21 protein-coding genes and 1 tRNA gene are annotated in these 21,374 nt (G+C 66.3%); 14 read left to right on the top strand and 8 right to left on the bottom strand.

What is annotated here, in order from left to right; genetic code table 11:
• Nucleotides 1-6 precede the first annotated feature (6 nt).
• From CSR00_RS13755 to CSR00_RS13745, 3 genes are read left to right on the top strand one after another with little or no spacing between them, the layout of a single operon-like run.
• Nucleotides 7-522, top strand: coding sequence for an SRPBCC family protein (locus tag CSR00_RS13755; RefSeq protein ID WP_099022970.1), 516 nt, complete (start codon nucleotides 7-9; stop codon nucleotides 520-522).
• On the top strand, nucleotides 519-1,352 hold the full coding sequence (locus CSR00_RS13750) for an SDR family NAD(P)-dependent oxidoreductase (RefSeq protein ID WP_099022969.1): 834 nt from the start codon (nucleotides 519-521) through the stop codon (nucleotides 1,350-1,352). Before CSR00_RS13755 ends, CSR00_RS13750 begins: the two co-directional genes overlap by 4 nt.
• Complete coding sequence (locus CSR00_RS13745) at nucleotides 1,349-2,197, top strand: alpha/beta fold hydrolase (RefSeq protein WP_099022968.1); 849 nt, start codon at nucleotides 1,349-1,351, stop codon at nucleotides 2,195-2,197. The genes CSR00_RS13750 and CSR00_RS13745 overlap by 4 nt, the downstream gene beginning before the upstream one ends.
• Before the next feature lie 78 nt (nucleotides 2,198-2,275).
• Here the strand turns inward: CSR00_RS13745 and CSR00_RS13740 are convergent, their stop codons facing one another.
• Nucleotides 2,276-3,100: an LLM class flavin-dependent oxidoreductase gene (locus tag CSR00_RS13740; RefSeq protein ID WP_099022967.1), complete on the bottom strand. Its 825-nt coding sequence runs from the start codon at nucleotides 3,098-3,100 to the stop codon at nucleotides 2,276-2,278.
• Between the two features lie 102 nt (nucleotides 3,101-3,202).
• Entirely contained in the window at nucleotides 3,203-4,237 is a 1,035-nt protein-coding gene (locus CSR00_RS13735) for a threonine aldolase family protein (protein ID WP_099022966.1), read from the bottom strand.
• A 167-nt stretch (nucleotides 4,238-4,404) separates the two neighbouring features.
• Between CSR00_RS13735 and CSR00_RS13730 the strand changes: the two genes are divergently transcribed.
• Nucleotides 4,405-4,478 (top strand) — tRNA-Ile (locus CSR00_RS13730).
• Between the two features lie 348 nt (nucleotides 4,479-4,826).
• A complete protein-coding gene (locus tag CSR00_RS13725; RefSeq protein ID WP_141564357.1) occupies nucleotides 4,827-5,039 on the top strand; it encodes a DUF8548 family protein in 213 nt (70 codons plus the stop codon).
• On the opposite strand, the gene CSR00_RS13720 is transcribed toward CSR00_RS13725, so the two are convergent.
• The 3 genes from CSR00_RS13720 to CSR00_RS30145 all read right to left on the bottom strand — a co-directional run bounded on the left by CSR00_RS13720 (nucleotide 5,036) and on the right by CSR00_RS30145 (nucleotide 9,334).
• Nucleotides 5,036-6,070, bottom strand: a complete 1,035-nt coding sequence (locus CSR00_RS13720; protein WP_099022964.1) for a UvrD-helicase domain-containing protein — start codon at nucleotides 6,068-6,070, stop codon at nucleotides 5,036-5,038. The genes CSR00_RS13725 and CSR00_RS13720 overlap by 4 nt on opposite strands.
• Complete coding sequence (locus CSR00_RS13715) at nucleotides 6,057-7,655, bottom strand: ATP-dependent nuclease (protein WP_099022963.1); 1,599 nt, start codon at nucleotides 7,653-7,655, stop codon at nucleotides 6,057-6,059. The genes CSR00_RS13720 and CSR00_RS13715 overlap by 14 nt, the downstream gene beginning before the upstream one ends.
• Nucleotides 7,656-7,723: 68 nt before the next feature.
• The gene (locus CSR00_RS30145; protein ID WP_141564356.1) at nucleotides 7,724-9,334 is read right to left on the bottom strand and encodes a hypothetical protein; all 1,611 of its coding nucleotides are present in this window, start codon (nucleotides 9,332-9,334) and stop codon (nucleotides 7,724-7,726) included.
• 491 nt (nucleotides 9,335-9,825) lie between these two features.
• Between CSR00_RS30145 and CSR00_RS30140 the strand changes: the two genes are divergently transcribed.
• Both CSR00_RS30140 and CSR00_RS13710 read left to right on the top strand, forming a co-directional pair.
• A complete protein-coding gene (locus tag CSR00_RS30140; RefSeq protein ID WP_141564355.1) occupies nucleotides 9,826-10,365 on the top strand; it encodes a hypothetical protein in 540 nt (179 codons plus the stop codon).
• 268 nt (nucleotides 10,366-10,633) lie between these two features.
• The gene (locus CSR00_RS13710) at nucleotides 10,634-12,118 is read left to right on the top strand and encodes a phenylacetate--CoA ligase family protein (protein WP_245906001.1); all 1,485 of its coding nucleotides are present in this window, start codon (nucleotides 10,634-10,636) and stop codon (nucleotides 12,116-12,118) included.
• A gap of 77 nt (nucleotides 12,119-12,195) precedes the next feature.
• Here CSR00_RS13710 and CSR00_RS13705 read toward each other — a convergent pair whose 3' ends face one another.
• Nucleotides 12,196-12,783: a TetR/AcrR family transcriptional regulator gene (locus CSR00_RS13705; RefSeq protein ID WP_099022962.1), complete on the bottom strand. Its 588-nt coding sequence runs from the start codon at nucleotides 12,781-12,783 to the stop codon at nucleotides 12,196-12,198.
• 98 nt (nucleotides 12,784-12,881) lie between these two features.
• Between CSR00_RS13705 and CSR00_RS13700 the strand changes: the two genes are divergently transcribed.
• The 4 genes from CSR00_RS13700 to CSR00_RS13685 are packed head-to-tail and all read left to right on the top strand — an operon-like array spanning nucleotide 12,882 to nucleotide 15,175.
• Complete coding sequence (locus CSR00_RS13700) at nucleotides 12,882-13,358, top strand: DUF1772 domain-containing protein (RefSeq protein ID WP_099022961.1); 477 nt, start codon at nucleotides 12,882-12,884, stop codon at nucleotides 13,356-13,358.
• Between the two features lie 33 nt (nucleotides 13,359-13,391).
• The gene (locus CSR00_RS13695) at nucleotides 13,392-13,709 is read left to right on the top strand and encodes an NIPSNAP family protein (RefSeq protein ID WP_099022960.1); all 318 of its coding nucleotides are present in this window, start codon (nucleotides 13,392-13,394) and stop codon (nucleotides 13,707-13,709) included.
• Between the two features lie 17 nt (nucleotides 13,710-13,726).
• Nucleotides 13,727-14,107: a DUF4267 domain-containing protein gene (locus tag CSR00_RS13690; protein WP_099022959.1), complete on the top strand. Its 381-nt coding sequence runs from the start codon at nucleotides 13,727-13,729 to the stop codon at nucleotides 14,105-14,107.
• Between the two features lie 39 nt (nucleotides 14,108-14,146).
• Nucleotides 14,147-15,175: a TIGR03617 family F420-dependent LLM class oxidoreductase gene (locus CSR00_RS13685; protein WP_099022958.1), complete on the top strand. Its 1,029-nt coding sequence runs from the start codon at nucleotides 14,147-14,149 to the stop codon at nucleotides 15,173-15,175.
• A gap of 171 nt (nucleotides 15,176-15,346) precedes the next feature.
• Here the strand turns inward: CSR00_RS13685 and CSR00_RS13680 are convergent, their stop codons facing one another.
• A complete protein-coding gene (locus tag CSR00_RS13680) occupies nucleotides 15,347-16,705 on the bottom strand; it encodes an NAD-dependent succinate-semialdehyde dehydrogenase (protein WP_099022957.1) in 1,359 nt (452 codons plus the stop codon).
• Nucleotides 16,702-18,234, bottom strand: a complete 1,533-nt coding sequence (locus CSR00_RS13675; protein WP_099022956.1) for an APC family permease — start codon at nucleotides 18,232-18,234, stop codon at nucleotides 16,702-16,704. Before CSR00_RS13675 ends, CSR00_RS13680 begins: the two co-directional genes overlap by 4 nt.
• Nucleotides 18,235-18,421: 187 nt before the next feature.
• On the opposite strand from CSR00_RS13675, the gene CSR00_RS13670 reads away from it, so the two are divergent.
• The 3 genes from CSR00_RS13670 (at nucleotide 18,422) to CSR00_RS13660 (ending at nucleotide 21,349) form a co-directional block, all read left to right on the top strand.
• The gene (locus CSR00_RS13670) at nucleotides 18,422-19,165 is read left to right on the top strand and encodes a FadR/GntR family transcriptional regulator (RefSeq protein ID WP_099022955.1); all 744 of its coding nucleotides are present in this window, start codon (nucleotides 18,422-18,424) and stop codon (nucleotides 19,163-19,165) included.
• On the top strand, nucleotides 19,162-19,944 hold the full coding sequence (locus CSR00_RS13665) for a PDC sensor domain-containing protein (protein ID WP_099022954.1): 783 nt from the start codon (nucleotides 19,162-19,164) through the stop codon (nucleotides 19,942-19,944). Before CSR00_RS13670 ends, CSR00_RS13665 begins: the two co-directional genes overlap by 4 nt.
• A 178-nt stretch (nucleotides 19,945-20,122) precedes the next feature.
• The gene (locus tag CSR00_RS13660; protein WP_099022953.1) at nucleotides 20,123-21,349 is read left to right on the top strand and encodes a cytochrome P450; all 1,227 of its coding nucleotides are present in this window, start codon (nucleotides 20,123-20,125) and stop codon (nucleotides 21,347-21,349) included.
• Nucleotides 21,350-21,374 lie beyond the last annotated feature (25 nt).

Genomic DNA, 21,374 nt, shown 5'->3' with positions numbered 1-21,374 from the left:
CCGGGTGTGGCGGTGCTGCAGAAGGACGAGACGATCGCGGCCTCCGCGCTGGTGCGCGCATCCCCGGAGACGGTGTACGCACTGGTCTCCGATGTGGCGCGGATTCCGCAGTGGAGTCCGGAAACGGTGCGCACCGAGCGGATCTCCGCCGAACGCTTCCAGGCGTGGAACCGGCGCCGGCTCGGGCGGTGGCGCACCGAGGCCCGGGTGGTCGAGCAGGAGCCCGGCCGGCTGTTCTCGTTCGTGGTCGAGGCGATGGGTGGTGACTGGACGCAGTGGAGTTTCCTGATCGAACCGGGACCGGAGCCGGGCACGGTGCGGCTGACCGAACAGTGCCGGATGTGCGTGGCGCTGCCGCTGCCGGTGCGGATCTTCGAGCATCTGTTCCTGTTCGTGCGTGACCGCCGGCCCGACCTGCGCGCCAACATCGAGGCCTCGCTCGAGCGCATTGCGGCGCTGGCCGAGGCGCAGGAACCGACGGGCGCCGCCCGGGATGCGCAGCGGACGGGGCGCGACGAATGACGGCGCCGCGCGTCGCGGTGGTCACCGGCGCCGGCTCGGGGGTCGGGCGGGCGTTGACCCTGGCGCTGACCCGACGCGGGATCCGGGTGGCCGCCAGCGATGTCGACCCGCGCGGGCTGGCCGAGACGGCGGCGGTGTGCGGCGGCGGGGTGACCACCTACCGCGTCGACGTCGCCGACCGCGCGGCGATGCTCGACTACGCCGCGCGGGTCCGCGACGAGCTCGGGCCGGCGTCGTGGCTGTTCAACAACGCCGGGGTGGACCTGGTGTCCAGCGTGGCCGACATGACCTGGGAGGACTACGACTGGCTCGTCGGCATCAACATCGGCGGTGTCGTCAACGGCACCAAGGCGTTCCTCCCGCAGCTGATCGAATCCGGCACCGCCGCGGCCCCGGCGCGGCTGGTCAACCTCTCCAGCGCGTTCGGGCTGATCTCGGTGCCCTACCAGAGTGCCTACAGCACATCGAAATTCGCGGTGCGGGGGTTCACCGAGGCGCTGCGGCAGGAGATCATCGTCGACCGGCACCCCGTCACCGTGCACTGTGTGCACCCGGGGGTGATCCGGACCAACTTCGCGGCCAACATGCGCATCGACCCGTCGGCCGACCGCGACCAGACGGCCCGGCTGTTCGAGCGGGCGGCGATGACCTCCCCGGACCGGGCCGCCGGTGTCATCCTGCGCGGGGTGGACCGCAACCGTGCGCGCATCCTGATCGGCCCCGACGGGCGCGCGATGGCGGCGATGCCGCGGCTGCTGGGCGCCGGCTACATCGGGTTGCTGGCGCGGGCCGCCCGGCTGGGCGGCGCGGGCCTCACGGGCGGGAGATGACCTCGGGCCCAACACTGGTGCGGGGACGCCGGGTGGGAGTGTGGCGCTTCGGCGCGGCCGGCGGCTGGCCGCTGCTCTGGTGTCACGGGGGGCTCAGCAGCGGGCGCGACGGTGCGCTGCTGGATGCCGCCGCACGGCGCCACGGCGCCGATGTCATCGCCGTCGACCGGCCCGGGATCGCCGACAGCGAGCCGTGGCCGCTGTCCTCGGTGGCCGGCTGGCCGGACGCCGTCGAACGGGTTCTCGACGGGCTCGGCGTCGGCGGGTACGCCGTGGCGGGCTGGTCGGCCGGCGGACCGTATGCGCTGGCCTGCGCGGCCGCGAGGCCGCTGCGGGTGCGCGCGGCGGCCACGCTGGCCGGGATGGCGCCGCTGCGCGGCGTCCGGGAGGCCTTCGAGCTCGGGTTGTGGGCCGACCGGCTGCTGATTCCCGCGGCCCGGGTGTCGGCGCGCCTGGCGCGGCCCCCGCTGTGGCTGAGCCGGTGGACACCCGAGCGATACCTGGCGTGGGAGATCCGGCGTTCGGCGGGCGAGCGGGACCGCGCCGCGCTCGACGATCGGGCGCTGTCGCAGCTGCTGGCCGCACTGCGCGGGGCCACCGCGGGTGGTGTGCGCGGCACCGCCGAGGACTATCGGCGCTTCGGTGGCCCGTGGGGGTTCGACCCGGGTGCGGTGCGCGGACCCGTCACCGTGTGGCAGGGCGAGCAGGACACGCTGGTGCCCATGGAGCACGCCGTGCGGCTGGCCGGGGCCCTGCCGGGCGCCGACCTGCGGGTGGTGCCGGGGTGCGGGCACTACCTGCCGGCGGTGATCGCCGACGCGGTGCTGCAGGATCTGGCGCCGTAGCGCCCGCCCGCGTCTCCGTGATGCGTTGGGGCGCTTCAGGTCCGCGGCCCGAGCACCGCGCAGCGGGGTGCGCGGGGGTCACACCGGCCGCACGGGCGGGCCGGCCCGGACACGGTCGTAGACCGCCTCGAGCGTCGTCAACGCCGGGAAGCTGCACTCCATCCACCAGGTGGCGCCGGCCTCGGCGCAGGCCGCGACGGTGGCGGTGTCGTCGGGGTCCTCGGTGTGGCCGAAGCGCACGACGTCGAACGGGGTGTTTGCCGGGCGTCGCGGGGTGACGGCGCCGACCATGGCGCGCACCTCCTCGGGGTCGACCTCCAGGCTGTAGCGGCCGGCGCACACCAGGCCGTCCCACCGCGCGGCCCGGGCCAGCGGCTTGGCCGAACCCGTGGTGGCCGCGGTCCAGATCGGGGGCCGTGGCCGCTGCATCGTCGGTGCGAATCCCGTTGTGGTGATGTCGAAATGCGTGCCGTGGTGTTCCACCGCGTCCCCGCTCCACAGCGCCGAGAGCACCTCGAGCCCCTCGTCGAGCCGGGCGGCGCGCAGCGCGGTGTCGGTGGAATCGCCGAAGGCCGAATAGTCGGGCAGCGCGGCGTATCCGGCCCCCGCGCCGAGCACAGCGCGGCCCCCGGAGAGGTGATCGAGGGTGGCCACCTCGCGCGCCAGCTTCACGATGTGTCGCCGCGGAACCGGTGTCACCAGCGTGCCGAGCCGGATGCGCCCGGTGTTCAGCGCCATGGCCGCCAGCGCGATCCACGGGTCGACGGTCGGCTCGGTGACCTGCAGGTGGTCCCAGACGAAGACGCCGTCCCAGCCGGCCCTCTCGGCTTCGGCCGCCAGGTCGGCCAGCACCCGCACGTCGCCGCAGTAGCCGAAGTTCGGTAGATGCACGCCCGTTTTCACGAGAGGTCCGCTCCTGTTCGCCCGTTCACGCCCGCGGCCACGGTACCCAGGGAGGTGCGGGCCGTGTGGTCGCTTTCGGCGCCACGGTGACGCTCCGGAGAGCTAGCCGAGGAGGTCCGTGACGGTGCCCAGCGCGCCCTCGACGTCGGCGTCGGTGGTGGCCCAGGAGCAGACGAACCGCACGGTGGGGGCCAGCGGGTCGGGTCGGTGCACGGCGTAGGTTTCGCAGAGCCGCCCGTAGAGCCCGGGGTCGAGGTCGACGAACACCTCGTTGGCCTCGGTGGGGCAGGCCAGCGGCAGGCCCAGGGCGGTGAAGCCCGCGGCCAGGCGGGCGGCCATCGCGTTGGCGTGCGCGGCGGTGCGCAACCACAGGTCGTCGGCCAGCATGGCCTCGAACTGGGCGCCGAGGTAGCGGTGCTTGCTGGCCAGGTGGCCGATTTGTTTCTGCACGAACTCGACGCCGGGAAAAAGCTCGGGGCGGCGGATGAGGATCGCGTCGCCGAACAGCATGCCGTTCTTGGTGCCGCCGACGGTGATGATGTCGGCGTCGCCGGTGGCCTGCAGCGGTGAGACACCCAGCGCGGCGACGGCGTTGCCGATGCGCGAGCCGTCGACGTGCACCACCAGGTCCAGGCTGTGGGCGTGGTCGACGAACTCGCCGATGGCCGCGGCCGGCCAGACCCGGCCGTTCTCGGTGGACTGGGTCAGCGTGACCAGGTGCGGCTGGGAGTGGTGCACGTCGCCGCGCCGCACGATCCGGCGGTCCAGCTCGGCGGGGTCCATCAGGCCGTCGTCGCTGGGCAGGCGGGTCAACTGCGCCCCGGACAGGCGCACCGGCCCGCCCGCCTCGTCGACCAGGGCGTGGGAGACGTCGCTGCACAGGATCTCCTGCCACGGCCGCACCCCGGCGGTCAGCGCGATGACGTTGGCCCCGGTGCCGGTGAACGCGAACAGCACGGCGGCGTCGGGGGAGTCGAAGGCCGCTTTGATCGTTTCGGCGGCACGGGCCGTGGCGGCGTCGTCGCCGTAGGACATCACGTGGCCGGCGTTGGCGGCGACCAGGGCGTCGAGGGCCGCCGGGTGGGCCGGGGCGGCGTTGTCGGAGGCGAACGCGGTGGAGACGGGCACGACGGCCATGATCCCAGGTGGGCCGGCACCGGGTCACGGCGACGGTGAGCGGGCCCCGGCCGAGGCGGTGCGCCGCAGGCGAGTCAGGCTCGGCCGCGGTACGGCGGCCGCCACGATGTCGCTATTGTGTGTGTGCGGGCTGACCGTGGGGGTTACTCGCCTGCCGGGCGGCCCTGGGGGCGGTAGCTCAGTTGGTTAGAGCCGCGGACTCATAATCCGTTGGTCGCGGGTTCGAGCCCCGCCCGCCCCACAAGAGTCCCTGTATGACGTCGGCGGTTCAGTGGCGTTGCGTCCTGACTTGCGGATGCACGCTGCTTCTCTGGGACGAGATCTTGTGGACCGTCGCCCCCTGCTTGCTGGACATCGACGACTACCCCTGCCCCCGATGCGGCGTGCAGGGCGTCTTCATCGCTCGTGGCCGCGGGATCTGAGCGAGCTTCCGAACTCGCAATCAGTACCGCTCTGTCGGACCGATGTGGCACGGTGCCGACGTGAGTCTCTCGCCTGAACAGGTCCTGGTCGTGACGGAACGGTACGAACAGTTCCGTGGCTCGAAGGCCCCGGACGGCCATCCCTGGCGCTCTGCATCGTGGATTCGGTGCAATCGACGATGGTCCGCTATCCGACCGTCGAGAAGGTCGTCAACAATTACCGCGACTACCGGCGTGAGCAAGGTCGCGACCCGAATGCTGACAGCACCGCCGATCTTGCGGCAACGTTCGATCAGCTCGGCGGTCATGAAGCATGGGCCGAACGGATCGGCAACGGCAATCGGACGTCGACACACCGGGGGAGGGGGCGCCAGGACTAGACGACGAAAGTGACGCTGTACTTGGCGCGGGTCACTGCGACATAGAACTTTGCGATATCGCCAGCGTCCTCGATGTTCTGTGTCGTCAGATACTTTTTCATGGGGTTCGTTGGGAAGATCAGAACCCGGTCGTAGGTGCGGCCCTTCGAGAGACCGAAGTTGATGGCCTTGTGGCCCATGGTGTTGGTATTGACCCTGTATCTCAGGACCGTTGGCTGGTAGGTGGATACGTAGTCGTCAACATCCGCCTTACCGATCTGGAAGATGCCGTCATGTGGGGTTTGTTCGGTGTTGCGCGAGGTCGTCTGCGGTAGCTCGGGGTAGAGGGCGTCGGCGAAGTCGCAGATTGCCTGGTTACAGCGGTAGCTTTCGTTTCGCCACTCAATGACCAGTTGTCCGTTCGCTTCTCGCTCCTTGAACCAGTCGTAGAGTTTCAGCCGCTGATAGCCGCTGTGTTTGCGGGTGTTGCTCGTCGTGTAGGTGCTTTGGCGTGGGTCGCCGACAATGGTGAGCGAGATGCCGGAGCCAAGGAGCAGGTCAAGCAAGTCAAGGTCGTATCCGACCAGGTCTTGGGCCTCGTCAACGTAGATTTCGTCGTAGATGCTCTCGAGGCGGCTGATTACTTTTCCATCTGATTTCTCGTCCAGACTCACCGCGAAATCGGCCGCATTGTCGCTGTAGACGTTCGATTGATCATCGATGTAGTAGCCATCGATATCGATCTTGCGCGCGTATTGCCCTGGCTTGGTGGCAAAGTTGAGGGAACGGACTCGATTGGTGTCAGTCAGGAAATTTTGATATGGCCTGATGCAGTCACTTAGCAGGAAGGTGAACCACGTTTTTACCGTGACATTCTTCGGAATGCTTCCGAGTTTACTCGTAATTCGTTCCACGATCTGCGTCGAATTTTCGATCGTATAGGTCGTGACGAGGAGACGTGTAGATGGGTCTGCATCGGCAATAGCTTGGATAATCGACTCGGTTTTACGTGAACCTGCGGCAGCAAGTATCGCACGATTACTTGATGGCATCGAGGATGTACTCAGGCATCGTTACGACTTCAGTTGCGCCAAAGATGGCCACGGCACCTGTTGTCTTGTTGCCGTCCTTCTTCATGTGGGCGAGCGCGCTGGCGTCGTCTGAGAAGCTCTTGCCGAGGATCCGATTCATCTTTTCGCGGCCGTTGAGGGCAAAGATGTGGTCTTCAAGACTCGGTAGAGCGGCGTCGTCGCTGCGGTGGATGGAGATGTTGTCGTAGGTCGTGAAGTCTTCGAACTTCTTATCGACAGCGTCAGGCTTTCCGTCGTTGTCAGTGACAACGTGGACGGGTTTACCGAGCTGAGCGGCGATTTCGAGGAACCGCTTTGACGACAACCCGCGGGCATTGAGCACGTCGATGCCGTCGTGGATCGGCAGCCGGCCATCGTGGGTGTCCATGTATGCGCGTTGCACCACCAGTTCGTCGGACGGCCCTTCGACGATGATCGTCTCTCGGGCGAGGACCAATCGAAGCGTGTCGTAGCCGGACAGCTTCATGAAGTAGTCCTGGGTGGTGTCGGGGAGGTCGGTCATCTTGGCGGCTTGTTGCTCGTGCAGGAGGATGAGCTTGCCGATGCCAAGCTTGTTAATGACGTACGAGTTGTGGGTCGTAATGATGACTTGGCGTTCTCTGCATTTATCTTCGATCTTGCTGATCAGTTTGTTGAGGGTGGCAAATGACAGATGATTCTCTGGTTCCTCAATCAAAATGGCATGGGATTCCTCGATGCGTCGGTTGATCGCGAGGAGGATTTTCATGGTGCTCTGCTCACCCGAGCCGATCAGTGTAAACGGCAGGTCGTCAAGATGAGGGACGAGCCCTGATTCCCAGCCCGACTGTTGTGACACATCGATTCCAAGTGTGAAGGTTTTGTCGCTCACCTCGCCCTTCGCCTTGTCGAGAATGTCATTGATAGCGCTAATCGAGGCGTTTGACGTAAATGTTTGCTTGAGGTCGCGGTACGCCCGCGAGAGTTCCGTTCGCTGTTGGTCGGTCAGATGGCCCTTGATGATCTTCTGTAGGTAGTAGTCGGCACCGTTCTGCAGTCGAATGTTGGCGGCGTTGATCATCGACGCGGCAATCGGAATGCCGCGCTGAGTGATGGGATTTCCCGAGAAGGAGAGCCACTCAACCTTGTAGTACTCAACCGGTATCGTCGTTGCGGTCTTCGTGGCGATGAACGCGTTGTACTCGTCTGCGTATTCATCGTTGTACGCAATGCGGAGCCGGATGCCAGGTGTATCAACCTTGTCGAGATTGTTGGTACCTGCAAGGTGGGCAGTTTCTGAATCCTTCTTTATGAATACATCGATGATGATTTCTGGCTGCAGAGGATTCGCCCCCTCGTTGATCTCTTCGATGTACTTTTTGGCACTGGACTGATTGAAAAGATGAGGCGAGATTTCTGATTGAACTGGCCGACCGGCGACTCGCCCGGTCAGTGCAAGGTTGATCGCCTCTAGCAGAGTAGACTTTCCAGCCTCGTTATCACCAACGATGATGTTGATGTCAGCATTGAAGTCGAGACTGAAAGTCTCGTAACATTTGAAGTTTTTGATTACAATCTTCTGAAGCACGCGTCCTCCCTTCGGATCATTATAAATTAGTTGGACGGCGTGCCGTTGAATCGACGGTCCTCTTAAATTTATGTCATCAGGTCATCAAAAACATCAGTTCGCAAGATAACCCGACGAATGCTGCGTTTGTCTTTGAATGGAACTAGACGTTCGTCAAGTGTCCTCGACTGCTGCGCGGTGTCTGAATCGTCGACGGTGGCCTCAAGTAGCCCCTCCGGCTCAGCTTTCGTACGCTTCAAATCAACATACGTACCATAGTCTAACGCATAAATATTGTAACGTTTCCCGGGATTCTCTTTGTCGCTGTATCCGCGGAGTATTAAGTGAAGTAGCCGCAGGTCGAATAATGATTGAATCATTGGATGGTCGGCATCGGACCTTGAAAGCATAAACATTTTCGTCGAGCGATTTCCGATTACATCTTGAATTATGCGGTGGAGCGCTTCTCGCTGTTTCTCGGATAGAGCTGTTGACTTATCGGTCTCGTACCAATCCCGCGCAGCCTCTTCGACTGAATGTAAGTCGATCTTCGAGCGACCAGTTGTTATTGCTTTGAAGAACGCCGCGCTAAATATGCCAAGGAAATCGCGGACGACGCCTTCCCCAGCTCGCACTAATTCAACAAATGTCGCACGTTCAGTGAAAAGTCTCGAACGAAATCCCGTCGCGTCTTTTACATTATATTCACTTAACACGACCGAATCGATCCCTGAAGTGATATGTTTATACAGTAGTTCATGAAAAATATTGACAACTTTGTCGGGATTTCGGTCGTAGACATAGAAGTCATCTAGATCAAGGTTAGCTGCTATGTCGGCGCCGAGTTCGAAACCGATAATGTTGCCACGCTCGTCGTTCATCGTGAATCGCGACCGGTACTCAAGCGACGCTATTTTTACGGTAACTCGATGTGTGGTAAAGAACGCCCTTCTAAGGAATTCAGCTATGAAAGGCTGAATCTCCACTGGTAGCGATGTCCACTCGTCGATTAGGAGTATGAGATGACTAATTTGCATCGCCGCTAGCGTTTCATTCAGCTTTTGATGAACTTCGCTGAAGACGAGGCTTTCGCGGAATGCCTCATCATATGAGATTTCGCGTGCAGACTCCCACTCCCGAGCATCGGAAGAATTTAACTTCGCGGATGCGCCACCACTCAGTGAGCCTTTCACGTCGGCCTGGAAACCCTCTTTTTCTTTCTGGGCGCTAGTGTCTTTTACTGATCGCTTTGTAACGTCTACCGACTTTTGTGTAATGAGGTCTGCGAAGTCGCTCACCTCCTGAAGTCCTGAACCGCTACTACCGGGAGATGTTGCAATATCGAGAAGGCGGCTTTGTATCAGGGATAGCAGGTCCTTGAACACAGCCACACAGCGGTCCGCAATGGGTCTGGAGCCATCTGTAAATAGGTGTGAGCTCCCGAGCATACGTATGTCGACGTACATCGAGTAGGTGCCGGTATGAGTTTCAAGCTCTTGGCCGAGAATCTGCAAAACGTGCGTTTTGCCGGTGCCTCGCCGACCGTATAAAATTTGATTATTGTGATTGTCGAGCTGTGGCAGAATGCCGGTCTCAACATACGTCTGTTGCAGTACCTCGACGTCCGGTTCACGCTCTGATCGCGTAGCAATGCCGCTGACGGCACGCGAAACGCGTACGTCTTCAATTAGTGACGCCACGTCGCGCCTCCCCCCGGTCGGCTGAACATCATCGCTCCTCGCAAATGGAGTACAATTTTACATCAATAATGCAGCTAGGCGGCGAGGTGTGGAGCGTGTCCAGCCACTGCTCATTGGAGCAAATCGTTTCAATCTGGGATCCCAGCTAGCTAACGTGCTGTGGCGACGGTCGTTACGTAACTCGTACGCAATGGATCCGCATGCCATTTGGCCTGCGCCGCTGATTCGGCAGGCGGCGTATAGTCAGACAACTCCTTTATCCTGTTGTCTCATAAGGGTTTCAATAGCCTCGAAGGAATCTTACGGCGATTTGATTTGGCCTCTAGACGACTCCCAGAACGGCCTGGTCGACACACTCATAAGTCCGTTGGCGGCGGGTTCGAGCCCCGGCCGCGCCACTCCGTGCCACCTGTACTGGAACATGTAACGCACGAGACCGACGTGCCCAGTCAGTACATTGGCATCGACGGGTGCGAGGCGAAGAGAGCGGAATGAATGACAGGCTGAACACCCCCACCGGCGGCTTCGTCGTCAAGTACGACGGCGGGACATTGAGCAGCGAAATTGGCGACCACAAGCAGCCTGAGTTCTTCGCGCGCACACTGCGGCGCTTCAACGGCGTGAGACCGTGGGCGCTGACGTTGTGTCCGCTCCACGGCAAAGACGATGGCGCAATGCTTCGCGACGACGAGGACGCATCTGAGTTTCTACAAGCAGCCGGACACGCCGACGCAATGACGATTGAGATCCGCACGCACGGTGGTGAGCAATGGGGCATCGCGTCGGTGTGTGGGGGGCGGCGGGTCATCCCGCTAGCACGCCTGAGCCGCTTGACAACGAAATCGAAACGCCCCATGGCGTTCATATGGTCGCCAAGTCAGAGGTCTTCGATGCGAACGAAGCCGTTGACGTCATCTATCGCTACTACACCAGCGGCTCTGTCTCGAACCACTATTCGATCCGGCCAATTGGTGGATGGACCGCAAACGGTGAGGATGTCGACCTGGAACAGAGAACAACAGAGAACATAGACCGACGAAGGTCGGGGGACTGATCCGTCGGACCCTGCGCCGCCGCGAAGGTAGGCTCTGTCATGCCGCGGCGTTGACATGGTCTCGTTCGCACAGGCGGCGCCGCTGTCGGCGGCGCGGTTGCTGCGGCCGTTGTGCCGACAGCGTGCGTAGGTCTCTGCGTCTGGACGTCGCCCACGAGCACCAGTGAGGTTCGGTCAGGTAACCGGGAGCGCATATGCGACGCACATTCCCCCGCCCACTAACGAGAATTCGCGCAACGGCTGCCGTGGCGGTGATCGCCTGGGAGGCCTGGCGTTTCCGGCGCGGTGACCACATCGCGATCCACCGCCGCCAGCAGGCCCGACTGCAGACGCTGGTGCGGCATGCGCGAACCGCGTCACCGTACTACCGCCACCTCTACCGTGACATACCTCCCGGGCAGGTTCCTCTGGAATCGTTGCCCGTCACGTCCAAGCCCGAGCTGATGGCACACTTCGACGACTGGGTGACCGACCCCGACATCACCATCGAGTCGCTGCGCCGTGACTTCCTGTCCGACCCCTCGCTGTTGGGGGCCCGCTACCTGGGCCGCTACTTCGTCGCGACGACGTCGGGGACCAGCGGAGAGCCGGCCATCCTGATCCACGACGACGCGTACTCGGCGTTGTTCTTGTTGGTGGGCCGCCGCGGCGAATGGCAGTACATCCTTCGATGGAACTTCCTGCGGGGGGTGCTGCGGCGCGGGCTGCGGGTGGCGGCCCTGTTCGTCACGGGCGGGCACGTCGGTGTCTCCGCCGCGTGGGCGTTCGTCCGTCGCCGCAGCACCTTCCTGGCCGACCGCGTGTCCGTGTTCTCGGTGCTGCGGCCGCTGCCGGATCTGGTGGGCGACATCAACGCGTTTCAGCCGACGATCCTGGAGGGATACCCTAGCGCGCTGGCGGTGCTGGCCGGCGAACAACGAGCGGGCCGGCTGACGATCCGGCCCCTGTTGGCGATCACCACAGGCGAACAGCTGACGGCCGCGCTGCGCGCCGGCATCGAGTCGACGTTCGGCTGCGCGATTGAGAACCGTTACGGTTCAGCGGAATTCCCCGGCCTGTCGACGCAATGTCGGCACGGCGCATTCCATGTGAACAGCGACTGGTATCTGATCGAGCCGGTCGATGAGAACCACCACCCCGTCGCGCCGGGCGTCGTCTCTCATACGGTTTTGGTCACCGACCTGGCCAATCGGGTGCAGCCGCTGATCCGCTATGACCTCGGCGACCGGGTGAAGCTGGCCGCCTCCCCGTGCGCGTGCGGGAATCGGCTGCCGGCGATCATCGTGGAGGGCCGCACCAGCGAGCTCCTCTCGTTCGACGCGGCGGACGGGTCGGCGGTCACGGTGTTGCCGCTGGCCCTGGTGGAGGTGATCGAGGAGACCCCGGGGGTGCATCGGTGCCAGGCCATCCGCACCGATCCGAGGACCGTGCGGGTGCGACTGGAGATGTCATCCGACGCCGACCCGGAGCAGGTGTGGCGTGCCCTCGACGAGCGCCTGCAGGCGTTCTTCGCCGCACAGGGGGCCGCGCCCGTTGTGGTGGAGCACGCGGACGAACCGCCCGGCCCCGACCCGAGGACCGGCAAGTTCCGCCAGGTGTGGTCGGCGCGCCCATCGTCGCGCGAGCGTCCGGCGCCGGAAACCGAAACCGGGGACGCGCCAGGCTCGGTTGCGGACACGCTCGGCGAATTCGACGATGATGACGGACACGGCACTTCGCAGAGGCGGTGATCGCATGACACGCGACGCGAGCCGTCCGGCAGCTTGGGCTCGGAGGGCTCAGAACCGTGGCGCTGCACACCCTACGGCTAGCTTTCGTCTCTTCCGCCGGTGAACTGTCTTACGAGCAGCTGAAGGCGATCGGACTCATGCCCGGGGCGCAGGCGCCCGGCACGGCTGAGGGTGACCAGACCGTGCAGGGCGGCCCACAGTACCTCGGTGAGTGTCTCCGCGTCCGTGCCGTCGGCGACGAGATCGACCGTCTGCCGCAGCTCGGCGAACCCGGCGATCAGCTGGGGCGGTGTGTCGTCGGCGGCGAAGCGCAAGGTGGTTGCGCGGGTGAACATCGCGTCGTAGACCGCCGGATTGTCGCGCGCGAAGTTCAGATAGGCGTGCGCAATCCGGGTCAGCGCCTCGCTGGGTGTACCGGCCTCGAAGCGGGTGGCGCGAATAATCTCGGCGAGCTCGGCGAACCCGTCCAGGGCGATGGCGTCGGCGATGTCGTCCATGCCGGTGAAGTGCTTGTACAGCACCGGTTGGCTGTATTCGATCTCGGTGGACAGCCGCCGGGTGGTGACCGCATCCCAGCCCTCGGCCTCGGCCAACCTGCGGGCGGTGGTGATGATCAGCCGCCGGCGCGCAGAGCGCTCGCGCTCTCGACGATCCTCGATGGCCATGTCCCATGCTAGCACCGCTATAGGTACTAGCGCCGCTATTGACGCGACAGTCGATCAGGGTTAGCGTTGCTAGCGGTTGGCGATGAGGGGAGCGCGAGGTGGATCTGGACGCCGTCACCCGTGCCGTCGCACTGATTGCGGTGTTGGGGACCGCGGTGGTCTATGGCACTGACGTGTTCTGTGCGATCGTGCTGCGACCGGCGTTGGCGTCGCTCGACGACGGTGCCCTGGTCGCGGTCACGGGCCGCGTGCATCGATACGGCGACCGGCGCATGCCGGTACCCGGTGTGCTCGGCGGGGTCGCCGCCGCGGCCAGCGCGGTGCTGGCCGCGGTCGCCGCACACTGGGCACAGGCCCTCGCCGCGGGTGCCGCGGTTCTTCTTGTGGCGATCTGGATCGTGCTCTACACCCGGATCAGCGCGCCGATCAACCGGCGACTGACGGCCCCCGCGCTGTCCGGCAGGGCACTGCCGACCGGACGCGCGCTGCAAGCGCAGTGGGATCGCATCATCGGCGTGCGCGCCACGCTGCAGGGTCTGGCAGTGGCCGCACTGTGCCTGGTGCTGATCCTCTGAATGCCGAGAACAATGACAAGGGAAGACCATTCGATGTTGCAGCTGAGGATCTACACCCTGCGGTCACCGGAAGCCCTGCAGCGCTACGCGACGGTGCACTGGGCCCGCCACCTGGCCACGTTTCGCACCTTCGGGATCACCATCTGCGGGGTGTGGACCGAGAGGGGCGATGAAACCAACCGCCTTGTCGCACTGATCCGCTACCCGGTCGCTGCCGATCCCGACGAGATCACCCGCGATGTGATGGCGAGCCGTCAATTCGACGCCGACATGGCCGGCTTTGACGCCGACGAGATCGTCGACGTTCAGACCGCAGCACTCGAACCGACCACCTACTCGCCGATCCGCTGAACCAGGAGTGCTCCACCATGGCCATCAACATCATCGCGTACACGCTGGCCGGGCTGATCGGCGCGGGCATCATCGTCATCGGCGCGCGGTTCCTCCTCGCCCCACGCGTCGCGGCCGCCGGTTACGGTGTGCAGCCCGACCTCGGCCAGCCGTCCGTCGGCGCCTACCTGAGTGTTAAGGGGGTGCGGGACATCGCCTCCGGGCTGTTCGTCATCATCCTGATGATCGCCGGTGCCACCCACCTGCTCGGCTGGGTGATCCTGGCCGCCACGATCATTCCGCTCGCCGACGCGGCTATCGTGGTGCGCAACGGAGGTTCCAGGTCCATCGCCTGGGGAGTGCACGGCCTGACCGCCGCCGTCATGCTCGTCACGTCGGCGCTGCTGTTGATGTCCTAATGGCACGGGGAACGGGTCTCCGGTGGTTACCATCCGTGGGTGCACGTCGACGTGATGACCACCGCCGTGCCGCTGGGGCGGATCGGCGGGCTGGCCCAACGCACGCTGGCCGCGGGCTTCTCGGGTCTGCTGTTCACCGAGACCGGCCGAACCCCGTACCTCAACGCCGCGGTGGCCTCGCAGGCCGCACCGGGCCTGGAGCTCTCCACCGGCGTGGCGGTCGCCTTTCCCCGCAGCCCGTTCGTCACCGCCGCCACCGCGTGGGAACTGCAGGAGGCCACCGGGGGCGGGTTCCGCCTCGGCCTGGGCACCCAGGTCCGCACCCACGTGGTGCGCCGTTACGGGGTGCCCTTCGAGCGTCCGGGCCCGCGGATGCGCGATTACGTGCTGGCCGTCAAGGCGTGTTTCGGCGCGTTCCGCTCCGGCACGCTCGACCGCCACGGCGAGTTCTACGACCTCGACTTCATCAGCCCGCAGTGGAGTGCCGGCCCCATCGAGGCCCCCGATCCCAGGGTCGACGTTGCCGCGGTGAATCCCTGGATGCTGCGGATGGCCGGCGAGGTGGCCGACGGCGTGCACGTGCACCCGATCGGCGAACCCGGCTATCTCGCCCGGCACGTCCTGCCGAAAGTCGCCGAGGGGGCGGCGAAGTCGGGGCGGTCGGCCGCCGAGGTCGCGCTGATCGTGCCGGTGATGACGATCGTGGGCGATACCGACGCCGAGCGCGACGCCGAACGTGAGCGGGTCCGGGCGGCGATGAGCTTCTACGGCAGCACCCCCAATTACGCGTTCATCTGGGACGAGGCCGGTTTCGAGGGCACCACGGCGCGGATCCGGGAGAAGCAGAAGGCGGGCGATTTTGCGGGGATGGCCGCCCAGATCACCGACGAGCACATCGCCACCTTCGCCACCGAGTCCAGTTGGGAGCACCTCGCCGACGCGCTCGCGGACAAGTACCGGGGCATCGCCACCCGCATCGTGCTGTACAACGCCCTGGGCGACGCCGAACGTTTCGAGCGCTACGGCGAGGTCGCCCAACGGCTCTCGGCCCGCGACGGCGCCACCTGACAGCGCGGGATCTCCGGCGCCCCGGCCCACGGAAAGTGATATCGCCGGCGATGTCACTTTCCCGGGCGCGCTGCCGGTCCGCCGGGAGAGGGGCCCGGATTCGGCGGTCACCGACTGCGCCGGCGGATGCGGACACAGCCGGTGACCACCCCCTAGCAGGTCGGGGCGTACTCAGCGCGCGACCGCGTAGACCTGTTTGTTGACGAACTCGTCGATGCCCAGGGCGCCCAGCTCCCGCCCGAAACCCGACCGTTTGACGCCGCCGAACGGGATGTCGGCCCCGTCGACGGACGGGGTGTTGACGTTGACCATCCCGACGTCCAGGCGCCGCGCCACCGCCTCGGCGCGCGCGGTGTCGGTGCTGAACACCGAACCGCCCAGCCCGTAGGCCGACGAGTTGGCCAGCGCCACCGCCTCGTCCTCGTCGCCGACCCGGTAGACCACCGCCACCGGGCCGAACAGTTCCTCGGTGTAGGCCCGCATCCGCGGGGTCACCCCGGTCAGCACCGCGGGACGATAGAACGCCGCCGGGGCCTTCGCCAGCTCGCCACCGGCGTGCAGGACCGCGCCCTGGGCGACGGCGTCGTCGACCTGCCCGGCCAGCAGCTCCGCGGCCGCCCGCGAGGACAGCGGGGCGATCTCGTCGGGGGTCATCGCCGCGGCCAGCGCGCTCAGTTCGGCCACGAAGTCGTCGTAGAGCTCCTCGAGCACGATCATCCGCTTGTTGGAGTTACAGGCCTGGCCCATGTTGTGCAGGCGGAACTCCCACGCGGTGCGGGCGAGTTCGGCGGGGTCGCCGTCGAGCACGATGAATGGATCCGACCCGCCGAGCTCCAGCACGCACTTCTTCAGCGCCCGCCCGGCGATCTCGGCGACCGCCGCACCGGCGCGCTCGGAACCGGTCACCGAAACGCCCTGTACCCGTGGGTCTTCGATGATGGTCGCGACCTGCTCGAAGGTGGCGAACAGGTTCGTGTACACCCCGTCGGGTACCCCGGCGTCGGCCATCACCTCGGCGATGGCCAGCGCGCACTGCGGCACCGACTCGGCGTGCTTGAGCAGCACCGTGTTGCCCAGCACCAGGTTCGGGGCGGCGAAGCGCGCCACCTGGTACACCGGGAAGTTCCACGGCATGACGCCCAGCAGCGGGCCGACGGGCCGGCGCGCCACCACCGCGGTGCCGTCCCGGAAGCCCTCGATGGGCCGATCGGCCAGCAGGGTCTCGGCGCCCTCGGCGTAGAACTCGAAGATCGACGCCGAGAACGTGGTCTCCCCGGTGCCCTGGCCGAGCTTCTTGCCCATCTCCAGCTGCGCGAGCTCGGCGAGCTTGGTGGCGCGTTCGCGCAGCAGACGCGCCACGTTGCGCACCACCGCGACGCGGCCGGCCAGCGGCTCGTCGCGCCAGACCCGGTAGGCCTGCTCGGCGGCGGCCACGGCCGCGGACACCTGCGCGTCGGTGGTCGTCGGGAAGGTGGCCAGCACCGCGCCGGTGGCGGGGTCGACGCTGCGGTAGGGCGCCTGGCGGCTCATCGGCGGGCCTCCTTGGGATGGGCGCCGGACGTGGCGGTGGTGCGCGGGATCGCGTCGTCATAGGGTGCGGTGCTGCGATCATGCAGGGGGTGAACGGTCATGTACACCAATCCGATTCCGACGACGACCAGCCCGGAGAGTGCGACGATCCAGTTGTCGTACCACGGTGCGTCCGGCGTCCGGGGCCAGGCCATGTTGACCATCGCGGTCACCCCGTAGGCCAGCGCGGCGACGTTGATCGCCAGCCCCCACTTGCCCAGGCTGTACTTGCCGCTGGGCACCCAGCCCTTGAGCCGGGCCCGCAGGGCGGCCAGCACCACCATCTGGAAGCCCAGGTAGATGCCGAACGCGGCGAAGCTGATGATCTTGGTGATGGCGTCGGTGGAGAACTTCGACCCGACGACGATCACCGCGGGTACCGCGGCGGCCACCAGCAGCGCATAGGGCGGCACGTGGCGCGACGCGGAGAACTTCTTCAGCAGCGAGCTGCCCATGATCATCTCGTCGCGTCCGTAGGAGTAGGCCAGCCGGCTCGCGGCGGCCTGCAGGCTCATCGCGCAGGACAGGAACGAGATCAACACGATGGCCAGGATCGCCTTGGCGCCCACCGATCCGAACGCCTGGTTGAGCACGGTGCTGACCGGATCGGTGTCCTCGCCGGCGATGACGGCCGGGATGTCGGTGACGGCGAGCACCAGGGCCAGACAGACGAAAGTGGCCGCCGCGCCGCCGACATAGATGGTCCGGCGCATCGCCTTGGGGATCAACCGGCCCGGATCGGGCACCTCCTCGGCGACGTCACCGCAGGCCTCGAAACCGTAGTACTGGTAGATGCCGATCAGAGCCGCGGCGGCGAACGCCCACAGGTAGTTGCCGTCGCCGCCGGCGCCGAAGCTGTCGAAGATGACGCCCAGGTTGTGTTCGCGGTGCGCGACCAGCAGCCACACGCCCACCACCAGCGCGCCGACGATCTCCGCGGTGAAGCCGATGATCGCCGCCTTGGCAAGCACTTTGGTGCCCATGAAGTTGATGACGGTGGCCAGCGCCAGCAGGCCCAGGGCGAAGGCGATGGTGTTGTTGACCGTCGCGTCGAAGCCGAAGGTCGCCGCGATGTAGGGCCCGGCGCCGTAGACCACCGAGGCGATGGTGACCAGCAGCGCCACCATGTAGACCCAGCCGGTCATCCACGCATAGCGCCGGCCCCACAGCCGTCGGGCCCACGGATAGACGCCGCCGGCGACGGGGAACTGCGCGACGATCTCGCTGAAGACCAGCGCGACGAGCAGCTGGCCGAGGCCGACGATCAGGAAGCTCCAGATCATCGGCGGCCCACCGGTGGCCAGGGCGAAGGCGAACAGTGTGTACACCCCGACGACCGGTGACAGGTAGGTGAACCCCAGCGAGAAGTTCGCCCACGGACTCATCTCGCGCTTGAACTCCGACTTGTAGCCCAGGGAGTGCAGATGGGCCGCGTCGTCGTGGTCGTGAAATGTGTAGTAGCCGTCGTCGGCGGAGGTGGTGGACGCCATGCTTTCTCCAATTGTTGGGCTGCCGTTAGCGCGAAAAACTACATTTCTATGGTTTATCCTGCAATAGGAACGGCTGATTTCGCAGGAGATCGGGTAGATTGCCGTCAACTGCCGGCCCGCGGGCACCGTGAGCGGGCGGGGCTGGCAGTGCGGGGCAAGCAGTAAGGGCGAGGAGGGAGCCGAGCCGGTGTCGTCACTGTCGCCGCTGGTCACCCCGGACGCCCCGCTGGGCCGGGTCGGCGAAATCGTGCAGCGCATCACCGAGGCGATCCAGCTCGGCCTGCTCGACGACGGAGAGCGACTACCCGTCGAGGTCGATCTGGCCGCCCAGTTCGGCGTCGCCCCGATGACGGTGCGCGAGGCCCTGGCGGCCCTGCGCGAGCAGGGCCTGGTCGAGACCCGCCGGGGCCGCAGCGGGGGGTCGTTCGTGCGCCGCCCGGCCAACCCGCCCGTCGAGCAACTGGCCGCGCGGTTGGCCGCCATGAGCCTGTCGGACCTGCGGGATCTGTTCGACGAACACACCGCGATCGCCGGGCAGGCCGCGCGGCTGGCCGCCGAGCGTGCCGCCCCCTACGCGGTGCGCCGGCTGTTCGCCCTCACCAGCCAGCTCAGCTCGGCCTCGACGCTGGGTGACCGCATCCGCGCCGACAGCCGGTTTCACATTCAGGTCGCGGTGGCCTCCCAGTCGGCCCGGCTGGCCAGGCGCGAGGCCAATCTGCAGGCCGAGCTGTCGGGTCTGATCTGGCTGCCGGAGACACCGCAGGTCGATGTCGTGGACTACGTGGGCGAGCAGCACGCGATCGCCACCGCCATCGTCGCCGAGCGGCCCGAGGAGGCCCGCCGGCTCGCGGAGGAGCACGTGATGGGCCAGTTGCCCCGCCTGACCGCGGTGAACTTCCGGCTCACGACCGGCGTCCAGGAGGGCTCATGAGCGGCGACGAACCGGCTGACCGGGCCGTCGCGGCGCGCGACCTCGCCGAGCGGGCCTCGGGGACCCTCGAACCGGTCTACCGCCAGCTCGAGCAGGTGTCGGCCGAGGTGCTGGGCAGCTGGTCGCAACGGGCCGGGCTGACCGAGGCGCGGCTCAGTGGGCTGCACCGGTTGCTGGTCGAGCTGCTGCAGTCCGGCGACGCCGCCTGGGGGATCGGCTTCGTGGCCGCGCCCTTCGTCGTCGACGGCAAGGAGCGGTATCTGGCCTGGTGGCAGCGCCGCGCGGAGCGGGTGGCCCGGCTGCGGCTCAACTTCGACCCGACCAGCATCGACGTCTACGACTACCTGCAGATGGACTGGTACCGGCTCGCGCAGCGCGGTCAGGCGCGGGTGGCCTACGGGCCCTATGTCGACTACAGCGGCTCGGACATGTACACCATCACCGCCACCGTCCCGGTCGTCGCCGATGGCGAGTTCCTCGGGGTCGCCGGCGCCGACCTGGTCGTCGGCGAGGTCGAGCGCGGCCTGCTGGAGGTGCTGAGCCAGACCTCCGACGACGCCGTCATCGTCAGCTCCGAACGCCGCGTCATCGCCGCGAACACCCCCCGGTGGCTGGTCGGCTCGAAGCTGGCGGCGATGCCGGCCGTCGCCGACCCCGGCGCAGTGGATGCCGTGTCCGGAGATGCCCTGCCCGGGGAGGCCTTCCGGGCGGTGGCCGACCTCCCGCTGGGCACCGGATGGACCCTCGCGCTGGCCGCGCCGGACGACGCACCGCGCTGAATCCGCGCCGAGTCCGCAACTGAATCCGCACCACCCCGCACCGGGATGGCGCCGCCTTCCGATGCGTCACCCAAGCCCAGGAAACGAGCTCGTTACATCCCAGCGGTTGACAATAAGCATCTACTTTTAGAGTATTTCAGGGACAGTCCCTCCCGAACCCTCCCCGGAGGTAGTCCCGATGTCTCCCGTCACCCTCGGTCCGGTCCCGGCGTTCGACGTTGCCGACCCCGGATTCCGCATCACCTCCGACGAGGTGCACGACGCGCGTGAACGCAGCTGGTATGCGACCACCCCGTACGGCATCGCGGTGCTGCGCTACGAGCAGGTCAACAAGCTGCTGAAGTCGCCGAAACTGCGCCAGGGCAGCATCGCCTGGCCGGCGCACAACGGGGTGACCGAGGGCCCGTTCGCCGACTGGTGGGCCAGCTGGATCCTCAACAAGGAAGGCGCCGAACATCATCGGCTGCGCCGGCTGATGAACCCGGCGTTCTCGCCGAAACTCATCGCCGCCCTGGTGCCCCGGTTCCAGGCGCTGGCCAACGAACTCATCGACGGCTTCGCCGAACCCGGCCGCTGCGAGTTCGTGGCCGAGTTCGCCGAGCCCTACGCGGCCCGGGTCATCGCGATCATGCTCGGCATCCCCGAGGACGAGTGGCCGGTGATCTCCACCGAGTCCGCCACGATCGGGTTGGCCATGGGGGTCACCCTGCGCGAGGACCTGCCGAAGATCGAGGCCGCCCTGCAGCGGCTCTACGCCTACGCCGACGCGCTGATCGCCGACCGGCGCGCCCACCCCCGCGAGGACTTCGTCACCGCCCTGGTCAACGCCTCCCGCGCCGAGGATGGCCGGCTCTCCGACACCGAGCTGCGAGACGGCCTGGTGCTGTTGGTCTTCGGCGGCTTCGACACCACCCGCAACCAGCTCGGCCTGGCGATGCAGACCTTCATGCGCCACCCCGACCAGTGGCGACTGCTGGCCGAGCGGCCCGAGCTCGGCGGCAAGGCCGTCGAGGAGGTCATGCGGGTCAACCCCACCGTGCGCTGGGTCACCCGCGAGGTGCTCGACGACTTCGAGTACGAGGGCCTTCGGCTGACGGCGGGCACCACCGTGCACCTCTACAGCGAGTCCGCCGGCACCGACCCCCGGGCCTTCGAACCGGGATTCGACATCACCGCGGAACGCAAGCCGCACTTCGGTTTCGGCGGGGGAGCCCACCACTGCCTGGGCCACTTCGTGGCCCGCTCCGACATGAGCGAGGCACTGCCGCTGCTGGCCCGGCGGCTGCGCGACCCGCACGAGCTGCCCGGCGCCCACTGGCTGCCGGACTCGGGCAACACCGGACCGGTCCGGCTGCCCATCGGATTCACCCCGGCACCGTCCCCGGCATCCGCCCCCACCCCCTGACCGCGCCAGCGGCGCCACGGAAGGA

The organism is Mycolicibacterium palauense, from assembly GCF_002592005.1.
Lineage (GTDB): Bacteria > Actinomycetota > Actinomycetes > Mycobacteriales > Mycobacteriaceae > Mycobacterium > Mycobacterium palauense.
Note: the sequence above shows the minus strand (reverse complement) of the source record. Positions and strands in the feature narration are given on the sequence as shown.

Excerpts from the sequence above, each read along its gene's own strand:
- CSR00_RS13750 (WP_099022969.1), top strand. The coding sequence starts at position 519 with ATGACGGCGCCGCGCGTCGCGGTGGTCACCGGCGCCGGCTCGGGGGTC.
- CSR00_RS13745 (WP_099022968.1), top strand. The coding sequence starts at position 1,349 with ATGACCTCGGGCCCAACACTGGTGCGGGGACGCCGGGTGGGAGTGTGG.
- CSR00_RS13735 (WP_099022966.1), bottom strand. The coding sequence starts at position 4,237 with ATGGCCGTCGTGCCCGTCTCCACCGCGTTCGCCTCCGACAACGCCGCC.
- CSR00_RS13720 (WP_099022964.1), bottom strand. The coding sequence starts at position 6,070 with ATGCCATCAAGTAATCGTGCGATACTTGCTGCCGCAGGTTCACGTAAA.
- CSR00_RS30140 (WP_141564355.1), top strand. The coding sequence starts at position 9,826 with ATGAATGACAGGCTGAACACCCCCACCGGCGGCTTCGTCGTCAAGTAC.
- CSR00_RS13705 (WP_099022962.1), bottom strand. The coding sequence starts at position 12,783 with ATGGCCATCGAGGATCGTCGAGAGCGCGAGCGCTCTGCGCGCCGGCGG.
- CSR00_RS13695 (WP_099022960.1), top strand. The coding sequence starts at position 13,392 with ATGTTGCAGCTGAGGATCTACACCCTGCGGTCACCGGAAGCCCTGCAG.
- CSR00_RS13690 (WP_099022959.1), top strand. The coding sequence starts at position 13,727 with ATGGCCATCAACATCATCGCGTACACGCTGGCCGGGCTGATCGGCGCG.
- CSR00_RS13680 (WP_099022957.1), bottom strand. The coding sequence starts at position 16,705 with ATGAGCCGCCAGGCGCCCTACCGCAGCGTCGACCCCGCCACCGGCGCG.
- CSR00_RS13675 (WP_099022956.1), bottom strand. The coding sequence starts at position 18,234 with ATGGCGTCCACCACCTCCGCCGACGACGGCTACTACACATTTCACGAC.
- CSR00_RS13665 (WP_099022954.1), top strand. The coding sequence starts at position 19,162 with ATGAGCGGCGACGAACCGGCTGACCGGGCCGTCGCGGCGCGCGACCTC.
- CSR00_RS13660 (WP_099022953.1), top strand. The coding sequence starts at position 20,123 with ATGTCTCCCGTCACCCTCGGTCCGGTCCCGGCGTTCGACGTTGCCGAC.